Raw genomic sequence first — 24491 nt, forward strand, 5'->3', positions numbered from 1 at the left:
AAATCGAGCGCCTTTGCAGGGAATGGAGAAATATACATGGCTAACATCACTGCTGCCGAAATTGCCGCCGCACGCAAGCGCGGTGCAGATGAACCGACTATCGTATCGGTCCGCTTCATACGCTCCACGCGCACGCTGGAGGTCATATTCGTACATGGTGTGAAACTCGGGGTTCCGATCACGCTGATTCAAGACTTCGGCACCCTGGGGCGGGAGCCGACATTGGCCGAACTCGCTGAGGTAGAGGTATCGGGCGCGGGTACCTCGCTGTACTGGCCGCGCCTTGATCTCGGTCTGTGGGGCCCGGGCCTGTTGCATGGCATTTTTGGAACCAAGGCGTGGATGCGCGAACTCGCGCGCGGGATGGGCGCGATCAAGTCCCCAGCCAAGGCTGCGGCATCCCGCCAGAACGGACGCAAGGGTGGCCGCCCGCGCAAACATCCGGCCCCGCCCGCACACGCGTAACGAAATGGACTCGGACTACGGCAGCGGCTTCTAAACATGCCTCTCCCCCGAAGCGGTGGCTCGCCGATCATCCTAGCGGTGCCAGCGCTTCACGATCGAGCCATGCCAGTTTTGCCATCACTGGCCAATCTCCTGTGCTTGCCGTCCCCACGGTAACCCCTGTGCAATCACCGGCTCCGCGGGCGTCGTATAATGGTTATTACCCTAGCTTCCCAAGCCCCTGCGCGTTTATCAAAACCACTATTCACGCGCGTTCTCACGTCACTTTTTCTCTCAACTCCTCGTAGAACCGCTATTCATGCGGGTTTCGCGGCGATGTCAGTTTTCGCCCCGCTCCAAAGCATGGAAAGCTGCCGCAGTACCGGGAAATAGCATCGCCTTTTAGCTCTGCTCAAGCAGATCCTCGACGGATGCACCTTGAATAGCTAATGCCCGTAACCTCACCGCCTGCTTCACGGTGTAGGAAATATGATGGTTTTGATCAACCAAGACCCAGGTGCCCGGGTTGCCAGTTCCGGCATGACCTGCGGCACAGTCGTACACGTATCGATCACCGTAACTGAACGTACGATCTTGGTAGTAGCTGCTACCAACCACCGCAGCCGCGAGACGCCGGTACTGCTCGTACTTCTCCCCGTGGCGAAGGCTATATCCGCGATGGATGTGTAGCTTGTTTCCGTGTGTATAGCGGACTTTCCCGTTGATGTGAGTGCTCGGCGTCAGGTCACTGAAGTCAGGGTGGATCACCCCATAATCCCCGAAGACGAGGTTCGCGGGCAGCCGCTGCGTCGCTACGTTAGCCCACAACGTTAGCTCCTGCCGAGTTACTTCGCCGTGAGAATTCCGTTCTATCTCGGCAACGGTCTTCGGAGAACTTGATCCGGAAACTATGATGGTCCGTGTTCGAACAAAACGCGAAAGCGCATCGACGAAGTCACAAGTGCTCGCGGCGCCAGACAGAGCATCCGCATCCGTACTGATATAGCGATGATCTATCAGCAAGTCGAGCAACCGAAGATCGAGCCCCATGGCGTTCAAGTCGAAAATTCGCTCGACGGTTTCATCGGGAAAATCCAAGTCGTCGCGATCTAGCCGGAGCAGCAGGCCACCTTGAAGCTGCGCCCATTGAACAACGGTGGAAAGCTCCGCCTCGTCCCGGTCGAACCCGTACACCGGCTCGAAATTAACCCCAGCATGCTTTAGCAGACAGAAGCCAGCCACGAGCGCGGACTCCCCTGTTTCAACCCTTGCCCCCGGTTTCAACATAGGGAAATCCACGTAGCAAGGCCGAGGGCCGGACATCTTCGCTAACCGCTGAGCAAATCGAGCTAACTCATCTTCCGGTTTTTTGGCGGGCAGAAACGGGGGCAACTCATAGAGCGCCTTAGTCTGGCCTGCCAAGCTGTGCTCGACGTACGCCATAGCCCTGATGTCGTTAAGTTTTCCCTTGATGATCGGGCTATACACGAATCCTTGATTCATTCTCAACTCCAATCAACGACACCAGGCTTGGACGTTTACCGGTTGCAGAACAGCGGCTTAACAGCCCCGTGGCCAATCATATCCTTGAAAATTGCGTAGTTCTCAGTTTCTCGCTGCAAACGGCCCGCAACGATGGCTGGATGAATCCCTTGCTCTCTTGCGAAGCTCACAATTCCAGCCTTCGTTGGCATCTGACGAACAGACGCACTGCGCCAGTGCGCGCGCGGAATAAGGATATCTCTCGCAATACGATTTGCCTCTTTCTCAATGGCTTCCGTGCTTTCGGCATCTACCAAACGATCTAGAATCACGTCTCCCGGCCGACTGAGGTGCTTCCACACGTGGGCACACTCGTGCATAAGGGTGAACCAGAAATTGTCCAACCGATCGAAGCGGAGTGTTAGACCGATGACTGGAACGCCAGATGCCGACAGCATGGCAGCACCATCCAGCTTCGTCTTAGCCAAATGCTCTTCCACCACCACGGCAATTCCTACGTCACGTAGGGAATCAACCGCACGCAAAGGCCCGTCTTCTAGGGGGCTGAATGCAGCCAGCTCCTTAAAAAAAGACTCGCTGAGCTTGTCGATGCGGAACGGCCCACGTGGGCAATAGGAAGGCTCCGTAGCTTTTTGCAGCACTCGAGCCTGCCATGCCGTCAAAGCGCAAATTGCCTCTGGGGCGAACGCATCCCCCTTCACAGTGCGTCGCGCCAATACCCCCATACGCGCGCCTCCCATGGCCTTTTCGACGAACGCCCGAGCAAGTTCAGCAGCCTTAGCAGAATCAATACGACGCTTGTCCACGTGGATCCAGCCACGCTTGATCATTTCCTTCACAGGGAATAAAGACCAATCAATATCATCACCTTTCCCCTCCTCGTTCGACACAACGGCGGGTGACTCTTGCACCAGCACCTCAGCGGAGATGCCCAGCCCAGCGGAGAGCAGTCGAATCATGCCGACAGTGAGAGGCCGTTGCCTTGACAGGAACTCCGAAACCCGACTACGCGAGCCAAAGTAGGGCACCAAATCAGCCTGCCGAAGTCCCTGCTCGGCCATACGGAACTTCACAGCCTCCACAGGATCAGGCTTGTCAAAGTGATAATTCTTGCGCTCGTAGTCCTCGACGAGAAGAGACAACAATTCCAACTCAGCCCCTTCCGGCGAATCAGGAGCTGGATCAAGTGTTACGAGACCTTCAATACGAGTCATGTATTCCCGGTATTGGGCCTCAGACTTAACGATTGCTAGCTTCATTTTGCCTGACTTCCCAATTGATCTTGCTGTATTCAGCGTGCGTTCCAATCCACGTTACAACCACGATTCCCATTCGATACGCAACATTACTTACCATCCGATAGTCTTTTCCTTTCACATTGAAAATGACTCGGTTCCCGCCCAAGAAGCTGGCAGCCGGATACCTGAACTTAATGTCGTGCGAGGACAGCCACGTCGCATCGCGAGCGTCCGCCAACCACGCGCTGATCCACGCCCGAGCCGGAGGGTGCTTAGATGCGAATTCATCCAGCTTGTCTAGTCCATGTACCTTCATCGTCAGCCGAGACCTTATGCACTGCATGCACTGTAGCACACCTTGTTCCCAATTTGGGAACAAGGTGTGCTAAACTCAAGTCACATGTTCGGCGCGCTTTTAGGGACGTATCAAGGCCGCGACCACCGTAGTGACATGGCGACACGCACAATCTCATACGCGGACGAGAAGATGACGACGACGATCAAATGCATTGGACGGCAGATGGCGGGCGGGCAAGGACACGAGCACATTGCATCCCTTTGGTGGGTCCAAGTCGATGCGGATGGGAGAGAAACTGGCCAAAACGGATGTTCGTCTCGGGCAGAAATGGTGGCGTTCATTGAAGCTAACGGGCACAACAGCGTCTGGTGCCCGGACCGAAACCCCACCCTCCCTGGCGCTTGGGTGCATGTCCAAAGTAACGGTTATACGAAATACGTCCAGACGGTCGCGGACGGCCGCAAGACCGACAACCTCTTGGCCCTGCCTGAACGACAATCGTAGCTGATCTCTTCGCGGCAACGTGAATTCGGATCAACAATGAAAGAAACGACACCTCTTTCACACCTGGAGACCAACTGAATGGCTGGAAAAAAAAGCTTCCCGAACCCGGCAGACTTTGCGCCCAACGCGGGCCCTACGATTTGCGATCGAGACAGAGTGCTGAGCCTATACAATCAAGCTCATCCTGATGCGCCGATGGAAAGGGTCACGCCGAAAGTGGAAAAGTGGTTTATTCCTGAGGCACATAATCGCGGATGGATGTATGCCGCGTTCGTCACCCAAACCACAAAGCATAGCGGGGGATGCATCCTGATCAGCAAACACGGATTTGAGTACCAGCAGGAACAACGAGACGGAAGCTTCCCGACTTCCGCGAGCCCCGCTCGCCGCCTAGAGCGTAGCCGCCCTGCAAACGACGTAACAGACGTCGATGTAGTCGAAGAAGAGTGATCGGCAAAGAAGGCCCGCGGTAAGGGCCTTCTGCCAATCATGCCGACTCACCTTTTGCTCATCGGCTCGTGCTTGTCCTTGATCAACTGGTAGTACGTGCTCGCGCCCGCCTTCGTCAGCTTCACCTCGGCAATGAACTTTTCGATGATGTCTTTCCGGGTCACGTCCTTGACAGCCTTGAGGTAACGGGGTTTTCCGAGCCAGGTCATCAGCTTATCTAGATTCTGCCGTAGGGCCAGCGCGCAGGTCGCCGCCGCCTACCTCCGCGGCAATCCCCCGTTGTGGGGACGAGTTTTTCTTCACATCCAACAGAAGGGAATGGCTCTTTAAACGATTAAACAATTTCCCTTGTTTTAGAAAAGTTTTTTATAGAGGATGAGAGAGTGAAAGGATTTTCCAAAAATTGGTGAAATCGTTGAATTGTTTAATGATGCGGTGGCATTGACTACGTCAGCATGGGCCGAGTACACCGATCGTGACCCGTGAGTCACCTAACTAGGACAAACCGTGATTGGGACAAGAGCGCGGCTCGTCCGACTCGTTCACCAGCAACAGGGAGAATTGTGCGTCTCAATCCAAGCATCATGACCGGCTTTGGAATAACCGACGAGGACATCAAGTCGTTCACTACATCGAACGCAGGGCTCTGCGGCATCGACACGTCGCGACTGAGCAGATTCTTGCTTGCCCAGTTGACCAGCGCGTGGAAGCATCGAACCATCAACACATTTGCTGTCACGGACGTAATCCAGCAGCTTGAAGGTCGCAGCCCGCTTCCTTCTATGACAGCGAAGCCTCGTCAGTTCAAAGGCGACGCCTTGCGCGGGCTGTGGAAGGTCCATTTTTTTGATGCACGATTCCTGGGCCGCAATATCCTCAATGAATGGAGCATGTTCAGTTCGAAGAGCAATAAATTCGAAAAATTGTGTGCCCGTATTGCAGCTGAAGAAGAGGAAGCTCCCTCGCGCGTTGGCTGGCAAGGTCGGCTGGCTCACGCGTTCGTGATGGAGGGCTACAGGCAGCGCGCAGCAAAGCAAAAACTTACCGGGGAGTGGCTGATCTTCGGCGTGCATGAACAAATAAACATCTACCTTTCGATCTGCACCCACTCCAACGGCCCAGAGCAAGATCGCGAAATCTATGACGCACTTTTTGCGCTATGTGGCGATGAATTCCCGGACGTTTTTGCCCAGCAGACCGGATAGACTGCTGGCTCGGTAGCCCCAGCAGCTTTTCGCAAACTCACTTCGGATCGCACATTATTTCGCTCTGGAAAACGCCCGCTCGAGGCGGGCGGTAGGACACAACAGGTTCGGTTACGCAGCAAGTTCGGCAGTCAATTCAGGATGCCTGGTAATCAAGCGCAGCAGGCACAGGACAGCTCCCGAGGGAGCAAAGCGACCTTGCTCCCAATCGCGCAGCGTGGCCACGGGCGTACCAATCCGCTCGGCGAAAGCAGGTTGAGTCATCCCCGCCGCCTCGCGCGCCTGACGCACAAGCATCTGCTCGGGAGTGGTTACGCGACCGACGCGCGCCTTGGCTTCCTCAAGCGCGTGACGCAGATCCGGCAGCGACTCACCGGCGTCGGCCTCAATGGCCTTGGCGATTTTCTCGATGTCCATCACAGCACCTTTCGGATGTCCTTGGGGAGCATGTTCTCGCGCTCGGCCTTGGCATAAACCGCCACGAGCAACACAATCTCCTCATCGGTCAGATTGAAGTAGATTACGCGCGCACCGCCCGACTTGCCGGTACCTGCGCGCTTCCAGCGAACCTTACGAGCGCCATCGGCGCCAGGGACCACATCCCCTGCATCCGGATTGGCGGCGATCCAGCCGATGAAGTCCAAACGTTCGGCATCTGACCAAATGCGCTCGGCTTGCTTCTGGAAGGTCGGGGTTTCGATCACGGTCCGCATAGATGCGTATTATACGGGATTCCCGTACAACATCAAGCTCTGGGACCTCTCGCCGTTTACTAGGCCGCCGGATCGACACTCTCGGCTCGAACCGTACAGTGTTAGCTCACCGTAAGTGGTATGAGCAATCTCAAAATGTATCCATTATTCACAACAAACGAACCGGCCCGCCCTTCGGCGTCGATCCGATCCACCGAACGGACAATGCCAGCAAGAACTTCCCAAGTGGCGCCACTTTTCACGCCAGCTTCCAAACGACGCCCTCCCCCAACCCGCCAAAAACCCTGTAGAATCGCGGTCTCCGCGGGCGTCGTATAATGGTTATTACCCTAGCTTCCCAAGCTAGAGACGTGGGTTCGATTCCCATCGCCCGCTCCAGCATCTCCTCTTCCTGCAAAGACTTTCGCGCAATGTGATCTGCGCGCGGTTCCCGGATTACTCCCCCTTTCGTGCAAATCGATACGCGGTCGACCCTCGCCCGAATGGAAGCGGCGGCACCCTGCATCGCCCACCGCCCGGCACCGCCTAATGCAGCAACCCGAAAACAGCGACGCCATTCGTCGCACCCACGTACACCTTGCCCAGCGCAATCATCGGCGTGATGAATTTGTTGCCGCTACCCCATTGATCGCGCGTCCCGGCCTGATTGCTGTTGTAAAGCTCGTTGCCCAGATTGCCCGCGTCGTACGCATGCAGCACACCCGTGCTGCCGTTTTCCGCGGCCCATACGATGCCGTTCGTCGCGCCGTTGGCTGAGATCGCCGGCGTGGTGCCCGGATAGGGAAAGGTCGTGGGACTCCTCGAAGCTGCGGTCGATGCAAGCAGTGCGTTCGTGATCGGCAAGGCCTTGAGATTGTCGTTGAGCCCGCCGTAGTACACCACACCGTTGTAATACGCCGGCGAGCCCCAGATGCCACCGCCCAGTGTGCCCGTCAGCTCCTGCCAGATGTGGTCCCCCGCAGCGTCGAACTTGCCCATCGCATCGCGATCGACGACATAGATCTTGTTGTTCTTCCCCGCAGCGACAGCCAGATGCTTGACGGTGCCGTCCGCCGCCACCTCGTCGGGCAGCAGCAAGGGTCCGCCTGAACCGAAATCGTCGTCGGCATTCGATTCGGCTACGGTATTCGACATCGCGAAGTAATCGGTGACGGCGAGCGACGCACCCGATAGCTTCATGAAGGTATTGCCGAAATTGCCTCCGCTCGGCATGCCCTGCGCGTTGAGCGTCGGATCGAACGTGCCGTTGCCATCGACGACGAAAATCGACGTACCGTCGGAAGCCATCCCGGAGCCCGCCATCCAGACGGATCCGGCGCTTCCGTTCGGCGCGATGTTGAGCACGCCCGTTTGCTGCAGCGTACTCGCGCTGTAGGACATGATCCAGCCCGTATAAGGGCCGTTCATGCAGTGGGAAGTCCATCCGGTGTAAATCTTGTCGCCGACGAGCGTCAGGGCGGCACGTTCGGTATGCAGCGACGGATCGAACCGCATCACGCCGTTCGTGCCTTCGCTTCCATTGCCCGGAACGCTCGCGCCGATCTCGTTGGGGCCGCCCAGCACTTCGGTACCCGTCGACAAATCGAGTGCGTGCAGGCGATGATGGTAGCCGCCGCTTGCATCCCGCGTCATTGCGACGGCATAGAGCACGCCGTTCGCGCCGCGATTGCGATCGATTACCGGTGTGGCGGTGATGCCGATTTCCGGCGTGAAGTCCTGACACCCGTGATCGTCGCTCGGCGTCTCTCCGTTGCCCACAAGCGAGACATGCCATAGGAGTGCCGACGTGTCGGCGTCGTAGGCATAGACGCTATCGTGCTCGGTCGCGACATAGACGACGTTGTGCGCGGCCCCACCGATCGACTGATTCGTGACGAAGAGAGGTTGAGCATCCACTTTGCCATCGGCCGGCAGGAAACCCACCTTGCCGAACGTCGCAGCGCGCACGTTGGCCGGCGTCAGCGTCGTCTCGGCCAGCATCTCGCCCGTACGGGCGAGGTCATTGTGGTGCATCAGTACGTCGGTGGCGAAGGCCATGCCGCCCATGCCGCCGCCGCCCGTTCCGCCGCCCGCGCCGGTTCCGCCGCCCGAGCCGGTTCCACCGCCACCCGCGCCGCCTCCGAGCGCCGCCATCTGGCTGCTACCGGAGCCACCTCCACCGCACGATACGCAGATGCCCGCTGTCAAAAGCCATATTCCCAGACGTCTCGCGCGTTGGGCGAGCAGGCGCCGCCTGTCGTCGCGCTCGGGCTGCAGAGCTCGCATGCCAATCTCCGTTCCCGGCGAGCGCCAGACGATCGCAAAAACGTCGGCCGACGCATCGTCAGAGGCTTCGATGGTACGAAGCCGCACACAACGTAGCGCGACATTGCAGCGCATTGGTCCGCCATCGTTGCGGGTTTGCGTGCCCTTTTTTTTGCGCCATGCCTGAATTTTTTCATTGACCGGCTGTCGATGCATGGTCACGCATTTCGGGCGACAATCGATGCCCGACTCATTCCCCCTTTGAATGGCAGTCGATGGAACGGTATTTCATGTCTCGCACCAGCGCCGTCGCGTTGCTCGTCGATGCCCGGCGGGCCATCACGCAGCAGCGCGAAGATAAATTCGCGCACGATGCGTCGCATTACGAACGGTTGCTCGGCGAGGTCGAACGTTTGTTGCTCGACGTACGCGTTGGGCGCGTGCTCGAATTCGATCTCGAGTTTCCGTCACGGGTCCACGTCATCGTCGCAGACTGACGTCGGCGTCGCGCCGGCCAGCATTGCGCCCTCCCCGCTCTCGTCTACAATCTCGCGCACGTTGCGTCTGCCTCAGGTCGCAATCCGCCTTCCAATCGACCGTTTTAAAGATGACTCACCATTCCGATGATGACGCCGGCGCGCCTGGCGACGCCCCCCGCGCGCGCGCCGCGCACGATGCCGCGAGCGAAACATCCGACCCTGCGACGGCCAAGCCGCACTTGCGGCGCATTCGCAGCTTCGTCACACGCGCCGGCCGCGTCTCAACGGGCCAACGCCGCGCCCTCGACGAGCTCGGGCCCCGCTTCGTCGTGCCCTACACGGCCGAGGCCGCCGATTGGAACGCGATATTCGGCCGCGAGGCTCCGCGCGTGCTCGAAATCGGCTTCGGGATGGGCGCGACGACCGCGGAGATCGCGGCACGGCGCCCCGGCGACGATTTCATCGGTGTCGAAGTGCACGAGCCCGGCGTAGGTGCGCTACTCAAGCTGATCGACGAGCAAGCGCTCACTAACATCCGCATCGTTCAGCACGATGCGGTCGAGGTGATCGAGCATATGCTGACGCCCGCTTCGCTCGATGGCGTCCATATCTTCTTCCCCGATCCGTGGCACAAGGCACGCCACCATAAACGCCGCTTGATCCAGCCGCCGTTCGTGGCGCAGCTGGTCTCGCGGCTCAAGCCGGGTGCCTACCTGCATTGCGCGACGGACTGGCAGAACTACGCGGAACAAATGCTCGAAGTGCTGGGCGCCGAGCCGGCGCTCGACAATACCGCCCAGGACTATGCACCGCGGCCCGAATATCGCCCGGTGACGAAATTCGAGCGCCGCGGGCTGCGCCTCGGGCATGGGGTATGGGATCTCGTTTTCAAAAAGCGCGCCGGTTGACGCGCTGGCGCGTGCACGGCGCTGCGCGGATTCTCAAGCGCGCCAGTCGAGTTCGCCGCTGTAACCGATGACGAGCACGAGCATGCCGAACGCGATGCGGTACCAGGCGAACACGGTGAAATCGTGCGTGGCGAGATAGCGCAGCAGCCAACGAACGCACACGAATGCGCTGACGAACGCGGCCACGGTCCCCACCGTCAGCACGCTGCCCGTGCCCACGAGCGCGCCGTGGCCATGCTTGGCGAGCTCGTAGAGCGTTGCGCCGACGATGATGGGAATGGCGAGAAAAAACGAAAACTCCGTTGCCACGCGCCGTTCGACGCCGAGCAGCATGGCGCCGATGATCGTCGAGCCCGAGCGCGAGACGCCGGGAATCAATGCGCAGCACTGCGCGCAGCCGACTTTGAACGCATCGAGCGGCCGCAATTCATCGAGCGAGCCGATCGTGGCGCCCGTCTCGCCGCGCGAACGCTCGCGCGCCTGCGCCCAGAGAATGACGATTCCGCCCATCACGAGCGCGAACGCAACGGGCACCGGCGCAAACAGGGCCCGCTTGATCTGCGCCTCGAAGAGCACGCCGAGCAAGACGGCGGGTATCGTCGCGATGACGACATTGATGGCGAAGCGCCGCGCGCTGGCATCGGTAAAGAGGCCCGCGACGACGGCCGCAATACGCCGCCGATACTCCCAGCACACCGCCAGAATGGCGCCAAACTGGATGACGACGAGAAACGTCTTGGCGCCGCTGCCGTTGAAGTCGAGCAGCTTACCGGCCAGGATCAAATGGCCGGTGCTCGAGACCGGCAGGAACTCGGTGATGCCCTCGACGACGCCGAGAACCACCGCCTTCGCGATCAGTATCCAATCCATCGAGCCTCCGGATGGCACCGCGCGCCGAGCTATTTCTCGACGATCTGAACGCGTATGCCGTTTGTAAGGATCGTGATTGTACCGGGTTCGAAGGTGGCGCCGGCAAATTGAAGCTCTTCGGGTTTGAACGTGTAGATCGGATAGCCGTCCAGCCACTGTGCGGCGGCGAGCGCGCCGGCGGCTTCGATCTGCTGCCGGTAGGCCCGTGCCTCGCCGGCGACATCGACATGATCGACACTCGGCGAACGCAGCACGACAGCATGCTGCGCGCCGTCGTACTCGAGACGACTCGAGAGAGTCAGCGCGCCGTCCACCGGGTCTTGCAGGAACGGGCTGGCGACGTGCGCATCGACGGTGATCAGCACGCGGTTCGCGTCCGGCGCGAAGCCGACCACCGGATTCGTCAAAGCCAGATTGAACAACTGCGATACGTCGCGGCGGTAGGGAAACTTGCGTGCGACGGCGGCCTGCACCTGCCGCTGCGAGAACGTGTAGTGATCGGGGATGAAAGGAAACGTGCGGCTCGCGCAGGCGGAAAAAGGCGCGGCAAACGCGGCCGCGGCGCCGAGCGTCACAACCGTCCGCACGAATTTTCGTCGGTGCGAACGAACGACATCTGTCATGCAGCTTCTCCGTATCCAGATGATTGGGGGGCCGGCGCATCCGTGGCCGGCCGCGTCAGTTCCTCGAGCCGGGAAAGCCAGGCGAGCGCCTCGTTGCGCGAGGTGCCGCACATCTGCGCTTCCGGCTGCAGCCCCGAGCAGCATGCCGGACGCTCGGGGCGGCCGAAGATCGCGCAACGATTCTCGTCGTCGAGCTGGACACAGCGTACGCCCGCCGGCTTGCCGTGCGGCATGCCCGGAATCGGGCTCGTGATCGATGGGGCGATGCAGCAGGCGCCACAGCCAGGGCGGCACGCGTGCTGCTCACCGGTTGGCGGCGTCATCGATACATCGGCTGCCACAGCTTGGATCCTCGGTACATGAATGACGAAATCGGTTCGCCGCCATCGGCGTCCCGGAGCAATATCTCAAGCGGCATTGTGCCTGCGTTCGCGCCCAGATGCCCAAAGCCGCCGCCGCGCGGCCGACCTTGGTACAGTGGATGTTTTGCGGCATTCAGCTCGACGAGAACCGAATCATGCGCGGCACGAAGGCAATCTACGCAGTCGAACGACTCAAGACACGCAGCGGCAATAGCGCCTACGCCGCCCTGAGCCTGCCTGGCGGCGTTTTCCGCCTCGTCGATCGAGCGGGCGGTGCCGAGCGCACCGTCGGCGAGCCGATGCCGCTCGACGCGTTCGTCGCGTTCGTCGATTCGCTCTCCCCCGCCCAGCCGAAAAGACAAAGCAAGCTCGACGCGGCCTTCGACGCCCAGATCAAGCGCAGCCGGCGCTGAGCATCCCGGCCGACGCGCCGCCACGGCCGGCGTGCCCCGCCCGGCGCGGATCGGCGGTTTGGTACAATCCCGCAGTTTCTCTCATTCAAGCTGTCGAACCGCTTTCGTCTCAAGCCCGTCAAGCCGCCATGAACATCGAGCAAGCCCGTTTCAACATGATCGAGCAGCAAATCCGCACCTGGGATGTATTGGACCAGGATGTGCTGAATCTGCTCTCGATCGTCAAACGCGAAAACTTCGTCCCCGCCGCCTATCGCGAGCTCGCCTTCGCGGACCTCGAACTGCCGCTGCCCGAGGGCCAGCACATGTTCGCGCCGCGCGTCGAAGCGCGCGTGCTGCAAGATCTGGCCGTCAAAAAGCACGAGAGCGTGCTCGAAATCGGCGCGGGCTCGGGCTATATGGCGGCATTGCTCGCGCATCGTGCCCGCCACGTCCTGACGATCGACATCAAGCCCGAACTCGTCGAACTGGCGAAGCAGAACCTCGCCGCGAACGGCGTGTTGAACGCCCAGGTCGAAACCGGTGACGGCGCTCGCGGCTGGATCGGCGCGGCGCCCTATGACATCATCTGTGTCTCCGGCGGTCTGCCGGTGCTGCCGCAGGAAATGCTCGAGCAGTTGAAGGTCGGCGGCCGCCTCGCCGCCTTCGTCGGTGTTGCGCCGGTCATGAAAGCCCAGATCATCACGCGCATCGACGAGAAACAATTTCGCGTGGCGGATGTCTTCGAAACGTATGTCGAGCCGCTCGTCAACGCCGTCGAGCCGCCGCGCTTCAAGTTCTGACCCAGACAAAGGCCGCAATCCTTGCGGGGGCGGCACTGCCGCCCCGCCTATCGCCTATCCGACCGAGTGCCCAGATGCAAAACGTGACCGCCCCCGACCTCGCCCTTTGGCTGGCTGACGATTCGCGCCCCTCGCCCGTGCTGCTCGACGTGCGCGAGCCGTGGGAACTCGCCACGGCCGCCATCGGCGGCACTGTCTCGATTCCGATGCGCGAGATTCCCGCCCGCAGCGAAGAGCTCGACGACGAGACGCCCATCGTCTGCATCTGCCATCACGGCGCTCGCAGCGCGAATGTGGCGATGTTCCTCGAATCGCGCGGCTTCAAGCAGGTGTTCAACCTGCAAGGCGGCATCGACGCCTGGTCGCGCCAGGTCGATCCGGCCGTGCCGACTTACTGAGTACACCGAAGCAACCCTTCCGAGCTCGATCGATAAACGCCGGCCGTCGCCGGCGTTTCGTCTTTCAGCGAGCGGCACCCTTCACCATCTTCACTCACGCCGCGCCTCATCTCTGCGCGCGAGGCACCGCAAAGAGGCGCGCGCACCCGCATCGCGCACCAATTTCGCGCTTTCCCGCCACTCACCTGCTTGCTCTCTCGCGCCAACGCTGTGCGTGCGCGCCGTTTTCGTCGCTGGCACATAGCTTGCGATGGTCGGCGGGCCCAAGAGGCAGCACCTCTTCGGCCGTTTATTTAGCAGTCCTATCCCTATAAATCGCATCTCACCCACGGCAAGGGGAAGCACATGAAACGTCGCAGCTTGTTGAAGCTCGGCACGGCATCGAGCGCGCTCGCACTGGCAGGACAGATTCCGTTTGCACGGGCCGAATCGAAAGGCCCCATCAAAGTCGGCGTTCTGCATTCGCTGTCGGGCACGATGGCGATCTCGGAAACGTCGCTCAAGGACACCGCGCTGATGACGATCGCCGACATCAACGCCAAAGGCGGCGTGATGGGCCGGCCCATCGAGCCCGTGGTCGTCGATCCGGCCTCGAACTGGCCGCTGTTCGCCGAGAAAGCCCGCCAGTTGCTGACGCAGGACAAGGTCGCATGCGTGTTCGGATGCTGGACCTCCGTGTCGCGTAAATCGGTGTTGCCGGTCTTCGAGGAACTGAACGGGCTGCTCTACTACCCCGTGCAATACGAAGGCGAGGAGATGTCGCGCAACGTCTTCTATACGGGCGCAGCGCCGAATCAGCAGGCGATTCCCGCCGTCGAGTATCTGATGAGCCCCGAAGGCGGCGGCGCCAAGCGCTTTTTCCTGCTCGGCACCGACTACGTCTATCCGCGCACGACGAACAAGATCCTGCGTGCGTTCCTCCATGCCAAGGGTGTGAAGGACGCCGATATCCAGGAGGTCTACACGCCGTTCGGCCACAGCGATTATCAAACGATCGTCGCCAACATCAAGAGCTTCGCGCAAGGCGGCAAGACGACGGTCGTCTCGACCATCAACGGCGATTCGAACGTGCCGTTCTACAAGGAACTCGGCAACCAGGGGCTCAAAGCCACGGACGTGCCCGTCGTCGCGTTTTCGGTGGGCGAAGAGGAGCTGCGCGGCATCGATACGAAACCGCTCGTCGGTCACCTCGCCGCATGGAACTACTTCATGTCCGTCAAAGCCGGCGAGAACACCAAGTTCAAGTCGCAGTGGGCGGAATGGGTGGCTTCGCAAAAGCTGGCGGGCGGCACGAAGCGCGTCACCAACGATCCGATGGAAGCGACCTTCGTCGGCATCCATATGTGGAAGCAGGCTGTCGAAAAAGCCAAGAGCACCGATGTCGACAAAGTACGCACGGCCATGATCGGCCAGACGTTCAATGCGCCTTCCGGCTTCGTCCTGTCGATGGACGGAAACCATCATTTGCACAAGCCCGTGATGATCGGCGAAATCCGCGGCGACGGCCAATTCAACGTGGTCTGGAAGACCAAGCAGGCCATCCGTGCGCAACCCTGGAGCCCGTATATCGCCGGGAACCAGGGCAAGCCCGATGTGGTTGCCTCGATTCCCGGTTTCCTGCGCCGGCGCGCCGTCGCATAACACGGCGTTCGTTGTCCACCTGATGCCGCTCTGAAAGAGCGGGCGCGCCGCACGCGTCGCCGCGCCGCGCCCGCTCTCTCGAATCGCATCACGCATTCCCGCTCAACTTCCCACGGCGCGTCATTCATGATCGCTCGCTTACGTTATTGCCTGTGCGCTGCGCCGCTCCTGTTCGCGCTCGTCGTCAGCGCCGCTCATGCGCTGACGCCCGCCGAGCTCGCACCGCTCGCAGGCGACGATTTCGAAGAAAAATCGGCGGCCATCGACAAGCTCGTCGCCATGCACGATCCCGCTTCGTTAGCAGTCCTCAACGCACTGGCCGACAATCGCGCGCTGGCCGGCACATCGGCTCAGGTGCTGATTCAGGACAGTGACGATGCCGACCACGCCCGCGATGCGATAACGGGCAAGACGGTCGCAATCGGCGATGCACAGCCGATCACGCTGAACAACTTGTTGCGCAGCAAGGTATCGGGCGCGCTGGCAGGGCTCCGGCTCGCCTCACCCGACCCGCAGGCGCGCCGCGCGGCGATCGAGGCATTGCTCGCCACCCCCGATCCGTCGATGAAGCCGCTCATCGACAGCGCCCGCGCGAAAGAAACCGATCCGGCGCTCAAGCGGCGCCTCGATACGCTCTGGGCCATGACGGCGCTTTCCGACCGCGATGCGGCCAAGCGCCTCGAAGCCGCTACGCTCGTCGCGGCCCGTCGCGACCCGGACACGTATCTCCTGCTGCGTCCGCTCGTCGCGAAACAGGCCGACGGCAGTTTTGCCGAACCGGACGCACGCGTGCGCGAAGCCGCGCAAAAAGGGATCGACGCGCTCGATTCGATGGCACGCGAAAGCCGCATAGCCGGAACGATCTTCGCGGGCATCTCGCTCGGCAGCGTGCTGCTGCTCGCGGCGCTGGGGCTCGCCATCACGTACGGCGTCATCGGCGTCATCAACATGGCGCACGGCGAATTCCTGATGATCGGGGCGTACGCCACCTACCTCGTGCAGAACCTCTTTCAACGCTACGCACCCGGCGCCTTCGACTGGTATCCGCTCGTGGCCGTCCCCGCGGCGTTCCTCGCCGCGGCGGCGGTCGGCATCGTCATCGAGCGGCTCGTCATCCGGCATCTGTATGGCAGACCGCTCGAAACGCTGTTGACGACGTTCGGCGTCAGCCTCGTGCTGATGCAGGCAACGCGTTCGATCTTCGGCGCGCAAAACGTGCAAGTTGCCAATCCGCATTGGATGACGGGCGGCGTCGCGTTGTTTCCCGATCTGATCCTGCCGTACAACCGCCTCACGATTCTCGCTTTCTCGCTGGCCGTCATCGCCATCGCGTGGGCCGTGCTGACGCGCACGCGGTTGGGACTCTTCGTGCGCGCGGTCACGCAAAACCGCAATATGGCCGCCTGCGTGGGCATCAAGACAGCGCTCATCGATTCATACGCGTTCGCATTCGGCGCCGGCATTGCCGGGCTCGGCGGCTGCGCGCTCTCGCAAATCGGCAACGTCGGCCCCGATCTCGGGCAAAGCTATATCGTCGACTCGTTCATGGCCGTCGTACTCGGCGGCGTAGGCCAGCTTGCGGGCACGGTGCTCGGCAGCTTCGGCCTTGGGCTGCTGGCCAAGGCGATCGAGCCGTTCTCGGGCCCCGTGCTCGCGAAAATTGCCGTGCTCGTGCTGATCGTGCTGTTCATCCAGAAGCGTCCGCAGGGGCTGTTCGCCCTGAAAGGACGCAGCGCATGAGGCAAGCCATGACTTCCACCACCACGCTTCATTCCAGCGCGGGCTCCGCGCCGGCACTGGCGGGCAACGACGCCAGCGCCGGCTTCGCGCTCGGCTTGCCGCCACGCCGCGCCTTGTTGCCGCGTCAGGCATGGGCCGCTCTTTTCGCACTCGTCCTTGCCATCGGCATCGGTGTGCCGTTCGCGTCGCTCGTGCTGCCGGCATCGAGCCCGTTCCATCTCTCGGCCTATGTGCTGACGCTCGGCGGCAAGTTCATGTGTTACGCGATCGCCGCACTTGCGCTCGACCTGGTCTGGGGCTACTGCGGCATCCTCAGCCTCGGTCACGGGCTCTTCTTCGCGCTCGGCGGCTACGGCATCGGCATGTACCTGATGCGCTCGATCGGACACGATGGCGTCTATGGCAGCGATCTGCCCGACTTCATGGTGTTTCTCAACTGGCATGCGCTGCCCTGGTACTGGCACGGCACCGAGCACCTCGCCTACGCACTCGCGCTCGTGGTGGTGGTCCCCGCGCTGCTCGCGTGGACGTTCGGCTTCTTTGCGTTTCGTTCACGCGTGCAAGGCGTGTATCTGTCGATCATCACGCAAGCGCTCACGTATGCGGCGATGCTGCTGTTCTATCGCAACGAAACCGGGTTCGGCGGCAACAACGGCTTCACGGATTTCAAGCGCATCGCCGGGTTTTCGATCACGCATCCGGGCACGCGTACGGTGCTTTTTTTGCTGACGTTCGCCACGCTCGTGCTGGCGTTCATCGCGGCGCGCGCCATCGTCGTGTCCAAGCTCGGGCGCGTCGTCACCGCGATGCGCGACAGCGAGACGCGCCTCATGTTTCTCGGCTACAGCCCGCTTGCTTACAAGCTCTTCGTCTGGACCTTGTCCGCGGTGCTCTGCGCGATCGCCGGCGCGCTTTATGTGCCGCAAGTCGGCATCGTCAATCCGAGCGAGATGTCTCCGGCCAACTCGATCGAAATGGCGATCTGGGTCGCCGTCGGCGGACGCGGCACGCTGCTCGGCCCCATCGCGGGCGCGATCGCCGTCAACGGCGCCAAGAGCTTGTTCACGGCCTACTTCGCCGAGTACTGGCTCTTTTTCCTCGGCGCGCTGTTCGTGATCGTGCCGCTCGTCATGCCACGCGGTCTCGCGGGTCTCGTCGAGACGCTGCTTGCGCGCATGCAAGGCGCGCGAGCCGGTGCTCGTGCGTCGACGCTTATCGAGGGGAGATCGAAGTCATGATGCCATCCACCGATACCCCGCTCGATTTGCACGCGCTCTCCGGCACGGCGGCCATGTCGCATGTGCTGACGCCCGGCGAAATCGACGTATCGCACGGCACGATTCTCTATGTCGAGGATGTCACCGTCAGCTTCGACGGTTTCCGCGCACTCGACAATCTTTCGCTATCGCTGGACGCCGGCGAGCTGCGCTGCGTGATCGGACCGAACGGCGCCGGCAAGACGACGATGATGGATGTCGTCACGGGCAGGACACGGCCCGATCACGGCAAGGTCTTCCTGGGCCAGACGCTCGATCTGACGCGCATGGACGAGCCCACGATCGCGCGCACGGGCATCGGCCGCAAGTTCCAGAAGCCCACCGTGTTCGAGCAGCACCCCGTCTGGGAAAACCTCGAACTGGCGATGAAAACCGATAAGGGCTGGTGGGCATCGCTGCGCGCGCAACTGACGCGCGAAGCGCAACAGCGCATCGAAGCCACGCTCGAGACCATCGGCCTCGCCGCGCAGGCGCGCCGGCTTGCCGGCGAGCTTTCGCACGGCCAGAAGCAACGGCTCGAGATCGGCATGCTGCTGATGCAGCAGCCCGCGCTGCTACTGCTCGATGAACCCGCTGCCGGGATGACCGACGACGAAACGATGGCGCTCGCCGCCCTGCTGGACCGCTTGCGCGGCACGTGCTCGATGCTCGTCGTCGAACACGACATGGAGTTCGTCGCGGCGCTTGCCGGCGAAGGCGGACGTGTCACCGTCATGGCGGAGGGGCGCGTGCTGGCCGACGGCACGCTCGACGAGGTCAAGCGCAACGATGCGGTGATCGAATCGTATCTCGGCCGTTGAGACGGACCAACGCTCGCACGCGAACAGAAAGACCGAAGAACCGATGAACCGAGGAAGACGTCGATGCTGAACATCACCGGGCTCAACCAATTCTATGGCGGCAGCCACATTCTGCGCGACGTGACGATGGAGGTGCCGAAAGGATCGCTGACTGTGCTGCTCGGGCGCAACGGCGTCGGCAAGACCACGCTTTTGCGCTGCCTGATGGGGCTCGTGCGTGCGAAAAGCGGCACGATCGCCTGGGCCGGCCAGCCGCTCGAAACATTGCCGCCGCATGCACGCGTCGCACAAGGCCTGGGCTATGTGCCGCAAGGGCGGGAAATCTTCGCGCGGCTCACCGTCGAAGAGAACCTGCTCGTGGGCGCCGCGAGCCGCAAGCCCGTATCCCAGGTGCCCGATCGGATCTATTCGCTCTTTCCCGTGCTCGAGGAAATGAGAAAGCGCCGCGGCGGCGATCTCTCGGGCGGGCAGCAACAACAGCTCGCGATCGGCCGCGCGCTGATGAGCGAGCCGCAACTGCTGATACTCGACGAGCCGACCGAAGGCATTCAGCCGTCGATCATCCAGGAGATCGGCCGCACGCTGAGGCAGCTCGTCGACGAAACGGGCATGACGGTGCTGCTCGTCGAGCAATACTACGACTTCGCGCGCTCGCTGGCCGACCGCTACTGGGTCATGCGGCGCGGCGAGATCGTCGCGAACGGCATGGGCACGGAGATGGAGGCGCAAGGCGTACGCGAGATGATCGCCGTTTGAGATTCCCTGCGATACGCGCCCCGCACTGCGGCGGCGCACGCTGCAAGTCCCCCTGCGGCTCGAATGTGCCATTGCCAATCACTTTCGTGTAGATTCGCGGCACCGTCTCTCAGTGTTCAGCAATGCTTTCGCCGCACCCTACCCCTCTCAACGCTTGCGCGCCATCCGACACCACCGCCAGCGCGCCGGCCACTCCGCATGGCACCGCGTCGAGCGGCTGGGATGCGACGCTCGAGCTCGGATTCACCTACCGCGCCGAACGGACGACGCTTTCGATGCGGCGCCACGTCGGGCCATTGCGGGTGCAGCGCCCGCTCTATCCGGAAGGGCACGCGATCTGCCATGCGGTCATCGTCCACCCGCCCGGCGGCATCGCCGGTGGCGACCAACTCGCCATCGATGTCCGTTTGGATGCCGGCGCGCACGCCGTACTGACGACGCCCGGCGCGACGAAATGGTATAAGGCCAACGGACGCAGTGCGGCGCAGCGTATCGCGCTTCATGTGGACTCGGGCGCGAAGCTCGACTGGCTGCCGCAAAACAACATCGTCTTCGACTCGGCACGGGCACAGCTCGCCTTCGAACTCCAGATCGCGCCCGACGCCACCGCGATCGGCTGGGACGCCACGCAGCTCGGGCGGCAGGCGGCCGGCGAGCGTTGGTCGGCGGGCGAATTCGCGAGTACCACCGCGATTCGCCTCGGCGAGCGCGGCCCGTTGCTCTGGCACGAGCGCGCCGCCTTACGCGCCGACGACGCACTGCGCGATGCAGCGCAAGGGCTGGCGGGTTTCGCCGCCTTCGGCACGCTCTGGGCCGTGGGCCCCGCCTGCACGCCCGAGCTCGCCGAGACGCTGGCCGCGCAACTGCCGTTCGACCCGACGTTGCGCGCGGGCGCGACGGCTTTGCCGGGCGGCGTCCTGCTCGTGCGCGCGTTGGGTGCATCGATGGAGGGCATCCAGTTGCTGATGCAGCGCTGCTGGACCGAACTTCGCCCTATCGTTCACGGCGTACCGGCCCGCGCACTGCGGCTCTGGTCGACTTAAGCACGCATCCGCACCAAAGCCACGCATAACGACGACAAACCGTGCATGAACGCACCGCTTCGGTGCGCATCCGACAACGCGAAACGACTGGACTGACCAGTTGGACCAGTCGGAGCAGCGGCCCGCCTCGCTTGGCATGCGGCTTGCTCAATCGGGCGCTCACCCGGCTATGAACGGTGCCGCTTTCCTTGCGGCGCGAATGGCCGCGTAGGAGACCCATTCATGAAGCCTCGCCTGATCGCGCGTACGTTCGCCACGCTCGCCACCGCCGCCATCCTGTCGATCACACTGAATCAGCGCGCGCAAGCCGATGCGCTCGACACCATCGCGAAAAGCGGCGTGCTGCGCGTTGCGGTACCGGAGGACTATCCCCCCTTCGGCTCGGTCGGCGCGGACATGAAGCCGCAGGGCTACGACGTCGACATGGCTGCGCTGCTCGCTCAGGCGCTCAACGCCAAGGTGCAGCTCGTGGCCGTCAACAGCGCCAACCGCATTCCGTATCTGACGACGAACAAGGTCGACCTCGTCATCTCGTCGCTCGGCAAGACGCCGGAACGCGAAAAGGTCATCGACTTCTCGCAGGCCTATGCGCCGTACTACCAAGGCGTGTTCGGCCCCGCCGACATCAAGGTTGCAGGCCCCGCCGATCTCACGGGCAAGACCGTGGGCGCCACGCGCGGCGCGCTCGAAGAAATCGCACTGACACAGATGGCACCGAACGCGACGATCAAACGGTTCGAGGACAACAACGCCACCATCGCGGCGTTCCTCTCGGGACAAGTGCAGTTGATCGCGGCCGGCAACGTCGTCGCCGCGGCCATCGTCGCCAGGCACCCGCCGCGCCAGCCCGAGCCGAAGTTCGTCATCAAGGATTCGCCCTGCTATGTCGGCCTGAACAAGAACGAAACGCGGCTGCTCGAAAAGGTCAACGCAGCCATCGCGCAGGCGCGCCATGACGGCCGGCTCGAAGCGATGTCGAAGAAGTGGTTCGGTCAGCCGCTGCCGGCGACGCTGTAATGAGCTACACGCTGGAGTTCGGGGAGCTCGCGCAGTACACGGGCATGTTCGCGCACGGCGCAGCCCTGACGGTCGGGCTGACCGCGGTGGCGACTGCGCTCGGCGTGACGCTCGGGGTCGGCGGCGCGGCCGCGCGCGAATCGCGCTCGCGCGCGCTGAGGACGATCGTCGCCGCCTATGTCGAGGCGATCCGCAATACGCCCTTCATCATTCAGCTCTTCTTCGTATTCTTCGGCCTGCCCGCGCTCGGCGTGCGGCTCGACGAGTACTCGGCGGCGATCATCGCGATGACGCTCAACCTCGGTGCCTATGCTACCGAGATCGTGCGGGCGGGCGTCGCCGCCGTGCCGCGCGGGCACGTCGAAGCCGCCGCGTCGCTGGCCATGACACCGGCGCAGATCTATCGGCACGTGGTCTTGCCGCAGGCGCTGGCCAAAGTCTTCCCCGCGCTCGTGAGCCAGATCGTCATCGTGATGCTCGGCTCGGCCGTCGTCTCGCAGATTTCGGTGCCGGACTTGACCTACGCCGCCAGCTACATCCAGTCACGCAATTTCCGTTCGTTCGAGACCTATCTCGTGATCACGGTGTCCTACCTCGGTCTTGCGATCGCACTGCGCGCGGTGCTCAAGGCGGCAGGCCGGCGGTTCTTCGCACGAGGCGCGCGATGATCGAATTCAGCTTTGCGCAAATCGTCTCGAACCTGCTGCTCGCCGCGCGCTGGACTATCGTGCTGTCGATCGTCTCGTTCGTCGTCGGCGGCCTCGCCGGCTTCGCGCTGCTCATTGCGCGTGTGTCGCCTTCGCGATTGCCGCGCACATTCGCCAAGCTCTACATCGAGGTGTTTCAGGGCACGCCGCTTCTCATGCAGCTCTTCGTCGTCTTTTTCGGGCTGCCGCTCCTCGGTCTCGACGTCGAACCCTGGGTGGCGGCAACGCTCGGCCTGACGTTCTTCACCAGTGCGTATCTCGCGGAGATCTGGCGCGGTTGCGTGGAGGCCATCCCGCGTGGGCAATGGGAAGCGTCGGCCAGTCTCGCGATGACCTACTTCGAGCAGTTGCGCCATGTCGTGCTGCCGCAGGCGCTGCGCATCGCCATCGCACCGACGGTCGGCTTCTCCGTTCAAGCGGTGAAGGACACGGCGCTCGTTTCGATCATCGGTTTTACCGAACTGACGAAAGCGGGCACCGTGATATCGAATGCCACGTTCCGGCCATTCGCCGTCTACGGTTGCGTCGCGCTCATTTATTTCATGCTGTGCTACCCGTTGTCGCGCACCGCGCGTGCGCTCGAAAGGAAACTCCATGTCGCTCGTTGAAGTCACGCAGCTGCACAAGCAATTCGGCGCGGCGCACGTCCTGAAGGGTATCGATTTGAATGTCGAAGCGGGCCAGGTCGTCACGATCATCGGCCGCAGCGGTTCCGGAAAGAGCACCCTGCTGCGCACGCTCAACGGATTGGAGAGCATCGATTCGGGAACGATCGGCATCGACGGCGAGCGCATCGACGCACGCCATGCCGACTTGCGCCGCCTCCGGCTGAAGGTCGGCATGGTGTTCCAGCAATACAACCTGTTTCCCCATCTGCGCGCCGGAGAAAACATCATGCTCGCGCAGAGCGTCGTCAAGAAAACGCCGCGCGCCAAGGCGCGCGAGGTCGCGCAGCAGATGCTCGAGCGCGTCGGTCTCGGCGACAAGTTCGACGCCTATCCCGATCAGCTCTCGGGCGGACAGCAGCAGCGCGTCGCTATCGCGCGCGCGCTCGCGATGGAGCCGACGCTGCTGTTGTGCGATGAAATCACGTCCGCGCTCGACCCCGAGCTCGTGGGCGAAGTGCTCGGCGTAGTCGAGCAACTGGCACGCGACGGCATGACGCTCATCATGGTCACCCATGAAATGCGCTTCGCGCGCCGCGTGAGCGATATCGTCGTTTTCATGCACGAGGGGCGCGTCTGGGAGAGCGGCCCGCCCGAACAGATCTTCGGCAGCCCGCAGAGCATAGAATTGCGGAAGTTCGTTCAATAACGCGCTTTCAAGGCGCTTACACCCGCACGACACCCAGCGATGAAGCTCACTCCACGCGAAAAAGACAAACTGCTCATCTTCACCGCTGCGCTGCTGGCCGAGCGCCGCAAGGCCCGCGGCCTCAAGCTCAATTATCCGGAAGCCGTCGCGTTCATCACCGCCGCGCTGATGGAAGGCGCGCGCGACGGGCAGACCGTGGCCGAGCTGATGCATTACGGCACGACACTGCTCACACGCGACGACGTCATGGAAGGCGTGCCCGAAATGATTCCCGACATCCAGATCGAGGCGACCTTTCCGGATGGCACGAAGCTCGTCACCGTCCATCATCCGATTCCATGACAGGCCGCGCCGCAAGCGTGGGCATGCGCGGCAGCGGGTCTTCTCCAACCGTTCGAGGTCTTGATCGATGATTCCTGGCGAAATCCTCACCGAACCCGGCGATATCGAGCTCAACGCGGGCCGCGAAACGCTGACGCTCACGGTCGCCAACACTGGCGATCGCCCCGTGCAGATCGGCTCGCACTTCCATTTTTATGAAGTGAACGCCGCGCTGTCGTTCGAGCGCGAGCGTGCGCGCGGCTTTCGGCTGAACATCGCCGCGGGCACCGCCGTGCGCTTCGAGCCGGGGCAGGAACGTACGGTCGAGCTCGTCGCGCTGGCCGGCGACCGCACTGTCTACGGCTTCAACGGCAAGGTGATGGGCCCGTTGTAAAGGCCTTGCGTTGCCGCCCTCTCCTACTCTTAGTACTGCGAACCGTC

Annotated in this window: 31 protein-coding genes and 1 tRNA gene; 22 read left to right on the plus strand and 10 right to left on the minus strand. The window is 62.2% G+C overall.

The window, feature by feature from the left end:
• A partial coding sequence (locus VGL01_RS17695) for a DUF2442 domain-containing protein (RefSeq protein WP_331571576.1) occupies positions 1–465 on the plus strand: 465 nt, incomplete at its 5' end.
• A gap of 381 nt (positions 466–846) precedes the next feature.
• Here VGL01_RS17695 and VGL01_RS17700 read toward each other — a convergent pair.
• Genes VGL01_RS17700 through VGL01_RS17710 form a run of 3 tightly spaced genes read right to left on the minus strand, consistent with a single transcriptional unit; the run spans position 847 to position 3528 of the window.
• Positions 847–1947, minus strand: coding sequence for a beta family protein (locus tag VGL01_RS17700; protein WP_331571578.1), 1101 nt, complete (start codon positions 1945–1947; stop codon positions 847–849).
• Between the two features lie 35 nt (positions 1948–1982).
• Positions 1983–3206, minus strand: a complete 1224-nt coding sequence (locus VGL01_RS17705; RefSeq protein ID WP_331571580.1) for an ImmA/IrrE family metallo-endopeptidase — start codon at positions 3204–3206, stop codon at positions 1983–1985.
• Positions 3187–3528: a type II toxin-antitoxin system HigB family toxin gene (locus VGL01_RS17710; RefSeq protein ID WP_331571666.1), complete on the minus strand. Its 342-nt coding sequence runs from the start codon at positions 3526–3528 to the stop codon at positions 3187–3189. The genes VGL01_RS17705 and VGL01_RS17710 overlap by 20 nt, the downstream gene beginning before the upstream one ends.
• A 144-nt stretch (positions 3529–3672) precedes the next feature.
• Here VGL01_RS17710 and VGL01_RS17715 point away from each other — a divergent pair, with 144 nt between their 5' ends.
• Together VGL01_RS17715 and VGL01_RS17720 are read left to right on the plus strand one after the other, a co-directional pair.
• Positions 3673–3987: a DUF3892 domain-containing protein gene (locus VGL01_RS17715; RefSeq protein ID WP_414720289.1), complete on the plus strand. Its 315-nt coding sequence runs from the start codon at positions 3673–3675 to the stop codon at positions 3985–3987.
• Positions 3988–4065: 78 nt separating this feature from the next.
• Positions 4066–4437 (plus strand): hypothetical protein, encoded by a 372-nt coding sequence (locus VGL01_RS17720; RefSeq protein WP_331571582.1) that lies wholly within the window; start codon positions 4066–4068, stop codon positions 4435–4437.
• A 47-nt stretch (positions 4438–4484) separates the two neighbouring features.
• On the opposite strand, the gene VGL01_RS17725 is transcribed toward VGL01_RS17720, so the two are convergent.
• Positions 4485–4646 (minus strand): hypothetical protein, encoded by a 162-nt coding sequence (locus tag VGL01_RS17725; protein WP_331571682.1) that lies wholly within the window; start codon positions 4644–4646, stop codon positions 4485–4487.
• Positions 4647–5021: 375 nt separating this feature from the next.
• Between VGL01_RS17725 and VGL01_RS17730 the strand changes: the two genes are divergently transcribed.
• The gene (locus VGL01_RS17730) at positions 5022–5642 is read left to right on the plus strand and encodes a hypothetical protein (protein WP_331571584.1); all 621 of its coding nucleotides are present in this window, start codon (positions 5022–5024) and stop codon (positions 5640–5642) included.
• A gap of 111 nt (positions 5643–5753) precedes the next feature.
• On the opposite strand, the gene VGL01_RS17735 is transcribed toward VGL01_RS17730, so the two are convergent.
• Positions 5754–6059 (minus strand): helix-turn-helix domain-containing protein, encoded by a 306-nt coding sequence (locus VGL01_RS17735; protein WP_331571586.1) that lies wholly within the window; start codon positions 6057–6059, stop codon positions 5754–5756.
• Positions 6059–6355 carry a DNA-binding protein gene (locus VGL01_RS17740; protein ID WP_331571588.1) on the minus strand — a complete coding sequence of 99 codons (297 nt, stop codon included), beginning with the start codon at positions 6353–6355 and terminating at the stop codon, positions 6059–6061. Before VGL01_RS17740 ends, VGL01_RS17735 begins: the two co-directional genes overlap by 1 nt.
• Positions 6356–6658: 303 nt before the next feature.
• On the opposite strand from VGL01_RS17740, the gene VGL01_RS17745 reads away from it, so the two are divergent.
• Positions 6659–6733, plus strand: a tRNA-Gly gene (locus tag VGL01_RS17745).
• A gap of 147 nt (positions 6734–6880) precedes the next feature.
• On the opposite strand, the gene VGL01_RS17750 is transcribed toward VGL01_RS17745, so the two are convergent.
• On the minus strand, positions 6881–8620 hold the full coding sequence (locus tag VGL01_RS17750; RefSeq protein ID WP_331571590.1) for a pyrrolo-quinoline quinone: 1740 nt from the start codon (positions 8618–8620) through the stop codon (positions 6881–6883).
• A 269-nt stretch (positions 8621–8889) separates the two neighbouring features.
• Here VGL01_RS17750 and VGL01_RS17755 point away from each other — a divergent pair, with 269 nt between their 5' ends.
• Positions 8890–9096: a hypothetical protein gene (locus VGL01_RS17755; protein ID WP_331571592.1), complete on the plus strand. Its 207-nt coding sequence runs from the start codon at positions 8890–8892 to the stop codon at positions 9094–9096.
• A gap of 110 nt (positions 9097–9206) precedes the next feature.
• Positions 9207–9986, plus strand: a complete 780-nt coding sequence (gene trmB, locus VGL01_RS17760) for a tRNA (guanosine(46)-N7)-methyltransferase TrmB (protein ID WP_331571594.1) — start codon at positions 9207–9209, stop codon at positions 9984–9986.
• 33 nt (positions 9987–10019) lie between these two features.
• Here the strand turns inward: trmB and VGL01_RS17765 are convergent, their stop codons facing one another.
• Genes VGL01_RS17765 through VGL01_RS17775 form a run of 3 tightly spaced genes read right to left on the minus strand, consistent with a single transcriptional unit; the run spans position 10020 to position 11802 of the window.
• Positions 10020–10856: an undecaprenyl-diphosphate phosphatase gene (locus VGL01_RS17765; protein WP_331571596.1), complete on the minus strand. Its 837-nt coding sequence runs from the start codon at positions 10854–10856 to the stop codon at positions 10020–10022.
• A 29-nt stretch (positions 10857–10885) separates the two neighbouring features.
• Entirely contained in the window at positions 10886–11479 is a 594-nt protein-coding gene (locus tag VGL01_RS17770; protein ID WP_331571597.1) for a DUF1439 domain-containing protein, read from the minus strand.
• Complete coding sequence (locus tag VGL01_RS17775) at positions 11476–11802, minus strand: YkgJ family cysteine cluster protein (RefSeq protein WP_331571670.1); 327 nt, start codon at positions 11800–11802, stop codon at positions 11476–11478. Before VGL01_RS17775 ends, VGL01_RS17770 begins: the two co-directional genes overlap by 4 nt.
• 194 nt (positions 11803–11996) lie before the next feature.
• On the opposite strand from VGL01_RS17775, the gene VGL01_RS17780 reads away from it, so the two are divergent.
• The 15 genes from VGL01_RS17780 (at position 11997) to VGL01_RS17850 (ending at position 24444) form a co-directional block, all read left to right on the plus strand.
• Positions 11997–12254, plus strand: coding sequence for a hypothetical protein (locus tag VGL01_RS17780; protein ID WP_331571672.1), 258 nt, complete (start codon positions 11997–11999; stop codon positions 12252–12254).
• A 128-nt stretch (positions 12255–12382) separates the two neighbouring features.
• Complete coding sequence (locus tag VGL01_RS17785; RefSeq protein ID WP_331571599.1) at positions 12383–13036, plus strand: protein-L-isoaspartate O-methyltransferase; 654 nt, start codon at positions 12383–12385, stop codon at positions 13034–13036.
• Positions 13037–13110: 74 nt separating this feature from the next.
• Positions 13111–13434, plus strand: a complete 324-nt coding sequence (locus VGL01_RS17790; RefSeq protein WP_331571601.1) for a rhodanese-like domain-containing protein — start codon at positions 13111–13113, stop codon at positions 13432–13434.
• A 345-nt stretch (positions 13435–13779) separates the two neighbouring features.
• Positions 13780–15075: an urea ABC transporter substrate-binding protein gene (gene urtA / locus VGL01_RS17795; RefSeq protein WP_331571603.1), complete on the plus strand. Its 1296-nt coding sequence runs from the start codon at positions 13780–13782 to the stop codon at positions 15073–15075.
• A 126-nt stretch (positions 15076–15201) separates the two neighbouring features.
• Positions 15202–16815 (plus strand): urea ABC transporter permease subunit UrtB, encoded by a 1614-nt coding sequence (gene urtB, locus VGL01_RS17800; protein WP_331571605.1) that lies wholly within the window; start codon positions 15202–15204, stop codon positions 16813–16815.
• Positions 16816–16823: 8 nt separating this feature from the next.
• Positions 16824–18053, plus strand: coding sequence for an urea ABC transporter permease subunit UrtC (gene urtC, locus VGL01_RS17805; protein WP_331571607.1), 1230 nt, complete (start codon positions 16824–16826; stop codon positions 18051–18053).
• Entirely contained in the window at positions 18053–18892 is an 840-nt protein-coding gene (gene urtD, locus VGL01_RS17810) for an urea ABC transporter ATP-binding protein UrtD (RefSeq protein WP_331571674.1), read from the plus strand. Before urtC ends, urtD begins: the two co-directional genes overlap by 1 nt.
• Positions 18893–18955: 63 nt before the next feature.
• Positions 18956–19648 (plus strand): urea ABC transporter ATP-binding subunit UrtE, encoded by a 693-nt coding sequence (gene urtE, locus VGL01_RS17815; protein WP_331571609.1) that lies wholly within the window; start codon positions 18956–18958, stop codon positions 19646–19648.
• A gap of 122 nt (positions 19649–19770) precedes the next feature.
• Complete coding sequence (locus VGL01_RS17820; protein ID WP_331571611.1) at positions 19771–20691, plus strand: urease accessory protein UreD; 921 nt, start codon at positions 19771–19773, stop codon at positions 20689–20691.
• 222 nt (positions 20692–20913) lie between these two features.
• The gene (locus VGL01_RS17825; RefSeq protein ID WP_331571613.1) at positions 20914–21708 is read left to right on the plus strand and encodes a transporter substrate-binding domain-containing protein; all 795 of its coding nucleotides are present in this window, start codon (positions 20914–20916) and stop codon (positions 21706–21708) included.
• Positions 21708–22376: an amino acid ABC transporter permease gene (locus tag VGL01_RS17830; RefSeq protein ID WP_331571615.1), complete on the plus strand. Its 669-nt coding sequence runs from the start codon at positions 21708–21710 to the stop codon at positions 22374–22376. The genes VGL01_RS17825 and VGL01_RS17830 overlap by 1 nt, the downstream gene beginning before the upstream one ends.
• Positions 22373–23023, plus strand: a complete 651-nt coding sequence (locus tag VGL01_RS17835; protein ID WP_331571617.1) for an amino acid ABC transporter permease — start codon at positions 22373–22375, stop codon at positions 23021–23023. The genes VGL01_RS17830 and VGL01_RS17835 overlap by 4 nt, the downstream gene beginning before the upstream one ends.
• A complete protein-coding gene (locus VGL01_RS17840) occupies positions 23010–23729 on the plus strand; it encodes an amino acid ABC transporter ATP-binding protein (protein ID WP_331571619.1) in 720 nt (239 codons plus the stop codon). Before VGL01_RS17835 ends, VGL01_RS17840 begins: the two co-directional genes overlap by 14 nt.
• A 39-nt stretch (positions 23730–23768) precedes the next feature.
• A complete protein-coding gene (gene ureA, locus VGL01_RS17845; RefSeq protein ID WP_173259885.1) occupies positions 23769–24071 on the plus strand; it encodes an urease subunit gamma in 303 nt (100 codons plus the stop codon).
• A 67-nt stretch (positions 24072–24138) separates the two neighbouring features.
• Entirely contained in the window at positions 24139–24444 is a 306-nt protein-coding gene (locus tag VGL01_RS17850; RefSeq protein ID WP_331571621.1) for an urease subunit beta, read from the plus strand.
• Positions 24445–24491: the final 47 nt, after the last annotated feature.

It is taken from the genome of Trinickia sp. (assembly GCF_036503415.1).
Lineage (GTDB): Bacteria > Pseudomonadota > Gammaproteobacteria > Burkholderiales > Burkholderiaceae > Trinickia.

Bases quoted from the DNA above. Each gene is read 5' to 3' on its own strand.
- VGL01_RS17700 (WP_331571578.1), bottom strand. From the start codon at position 1,947: ATGAATCAAGGATTCGTGTATAGCCCGATCATCAAGGGAAAACTTAAC.
- VGL01_RS17705 (WP_331571580.1), bottom strand. From the start codon at position 3,206: ATGAAGCTAGCAATCGTTAAGTCTGAGGCCCAATACCGGGAATACATG.
- VGL01_RS17710 (WP_331571666.1), bottom strand. From the start codon at position 3,528: ATGCAGTGCATAAGGTCTCGGCTGACGATGAAGGTACATGGACTAGAC.
- VGL01_RS17715 (WP_414720289.1), top strand. From the start codon at position 3,673: ATGACGACGACGATCAAATGCATTGGACGGCAGATGGCGGGCGGGCAA.
- VGL01_RS17720 (WP_331571582.1), top strand. From the start codon at position 4,066: ATGGCTGGAAAAAAAAGCTTCCCGAACCCGGCAGACTTTGCGCCCAAC.
- VGL01_RS17725 (WP_331571682.1), bottom strand. From the start codon at position 4,646: ATGACCTGGCTCGGAAAACCCCGTTACCTCAAGGCTGTCAAGGACGTG.
- VGL01_RS17730 (WP_331571584.1), top strand. From the start codon at position 5,022: ATGACCGGCTTTGGAATAACCGACGAGGACATCAAGTCGTTCACTACA.
- VGL01_RS17735 (WP_331571586.1), bottom strand. From the start codon at position 6,059: ATGGACATCGAGAAAATCGCCAAGGCCATTGAGGCCGACGCCGGTGAG.
- VGL01_RS17740 (WP_331571588.1), bottom strand. From the start codon at position 6,355: ATGCGGACCGTGATCGAAACCCCGACCTTCCAGAAGCAAGCCGAGCGC.
- VGL01_RS17750 (WP_331571590.1), bottom strand. From the start codon at position 8,620: ATGCGAGCTCTGCAGCCCGAGCGCGACGACAGGCGGCGCCTGCTCGCC.
- VGL01_RS17755 (WP_331571592.1), top strand. From the start codon at position 8,890: ATGTCTCGCACCAGCGCCGTCGCGTTGCTCGTCGATGCCCGGCGGGCC.
- trmB (WP_331571594.1), top strand. From the start codon at position 9,207: ATGACTCACCATTCCGATGATGACGCCGGCGCGCCTGGCGACGCCCCC.
- VGL01_RS17765 (WP_331571596.1), bottom strand. From the start codon at position 10,856: ATGGATTGGATACTGATCGCGAAGGCGGTGGTTCTCGGCGTCGTCGAG.
- VGL01_RS17770 (WP_331571597.1), bottom strand. From the start codon at position 11,479: ATGACAGATGTCGTTCGTTCGCACCGACGAAAATTCGTGCGGACGGTT.
- VGL01_RS17775 (WP_331571670.1), bottom strand. From the start codon at position 11,802: ATGACGCCGCCAACCGGTGAGCAGCACGCGTGCCGCCCTGGCTGTGGC.
- VGL01_RS17780 (WP_331571672.1), top strand. From the start codon at position 11,997: ATGCGCGGCACGAAGGCAATCTACGCAGTCGAACGACTCAAGACACGC.
- VGL01_RS17785 (WP_331571599.1), top strand. From the start codon at position 12,383: ATGAACATCGAGCAAGCCCGTTTCAACATGATCGAGCAGCAAATCCGC.
- VGL01_RS17790 (WP_331571601.1), top strand. From the start codon at position 13,111: ATGCAAAACGTGACCGCCCCCGACCTCGCCCTTTGGCTGGCTGACGAT.
- urtA (WP_331571603.1), top strand. From the start codon at position 13,780: ATGAAACGTCGCAGCTTGTTGAAGCTCGGCACGGCATCGAGCGCGCTC.
- urtB (WP_331571605.1), top strand. From the start codon at position 15,202: ATGATCGCTCGCTTACGTTATTGCCTGTGCGCTGCGCCGCTCCTGTTC.
- urtC (WP_331571607.1), top strand. From the start codon at position 16,824: ATGACTTCCACCACCACGCTTCATTCCAGCGCGGGCTCCGCGCCGGCA.
- urtD (WP_331571674.1), top strand. From the start codon at position 18,053: ATGCCATCCACCGATACCCCGCTCGATTTGCACGCGCTCTCCGGCACG.
- urtE (WP_331571609.1), top strand. From the start codon at position 18,956: ATGCTGAACATCACCGGGCTCAACCAATTCTATGGCGGCAGCCACATT.
- VGL01_RS17820 (WP_331571611.1), top strand. From the start codon at position 19,771: ATGCTTTCGCCGCACCCTACCCCTCTCAACGCTTGCGCGCCATCCGAC.
- VGL01_RS17825 (WP_331571613.1), top strand. From the start codon at position 20,914: ATGAAGCCTCGCCTGATCGCGCGTACGTTCGCCACGCTCGCCACCGCC.
- VGL01_RS17830 (WP_331571615.1), top strand. From the start codon at position 21,708: ATGAGCTACACGCTGGAGTTCGGGGAGCTCGCGCAGTACACGGGCATG.
- VGL01_RS17835 (WP_331571617.1), top strand. From the start codon at position 22,373: ATGATCGAATTCAGCTTTGCGCAAATCGTCTCGAACCTGCTGCTCGCC.
- VGL01_RS17840 (WP_331571619.1), top strand. From the start codon at position 23,010: ATGTCGCTCGTTGAAGTCACGCAGCTGCACAAGCAATTCGGCGCGGCG.
- ureA (WP_173259885.1), top strand. From the start codon at position 23,769: ATGAAGCTCACTCCACGCGAAAAAGACAAACTGCTCATCTTCACCGCT.
- VGL01_RS17850 (WP_331571621.1), top strand. From the start codon at position 24,139: ATGATTCCTGGCGAAATCCTCACCGAACCCGGCGATATCGAGCTCAAC.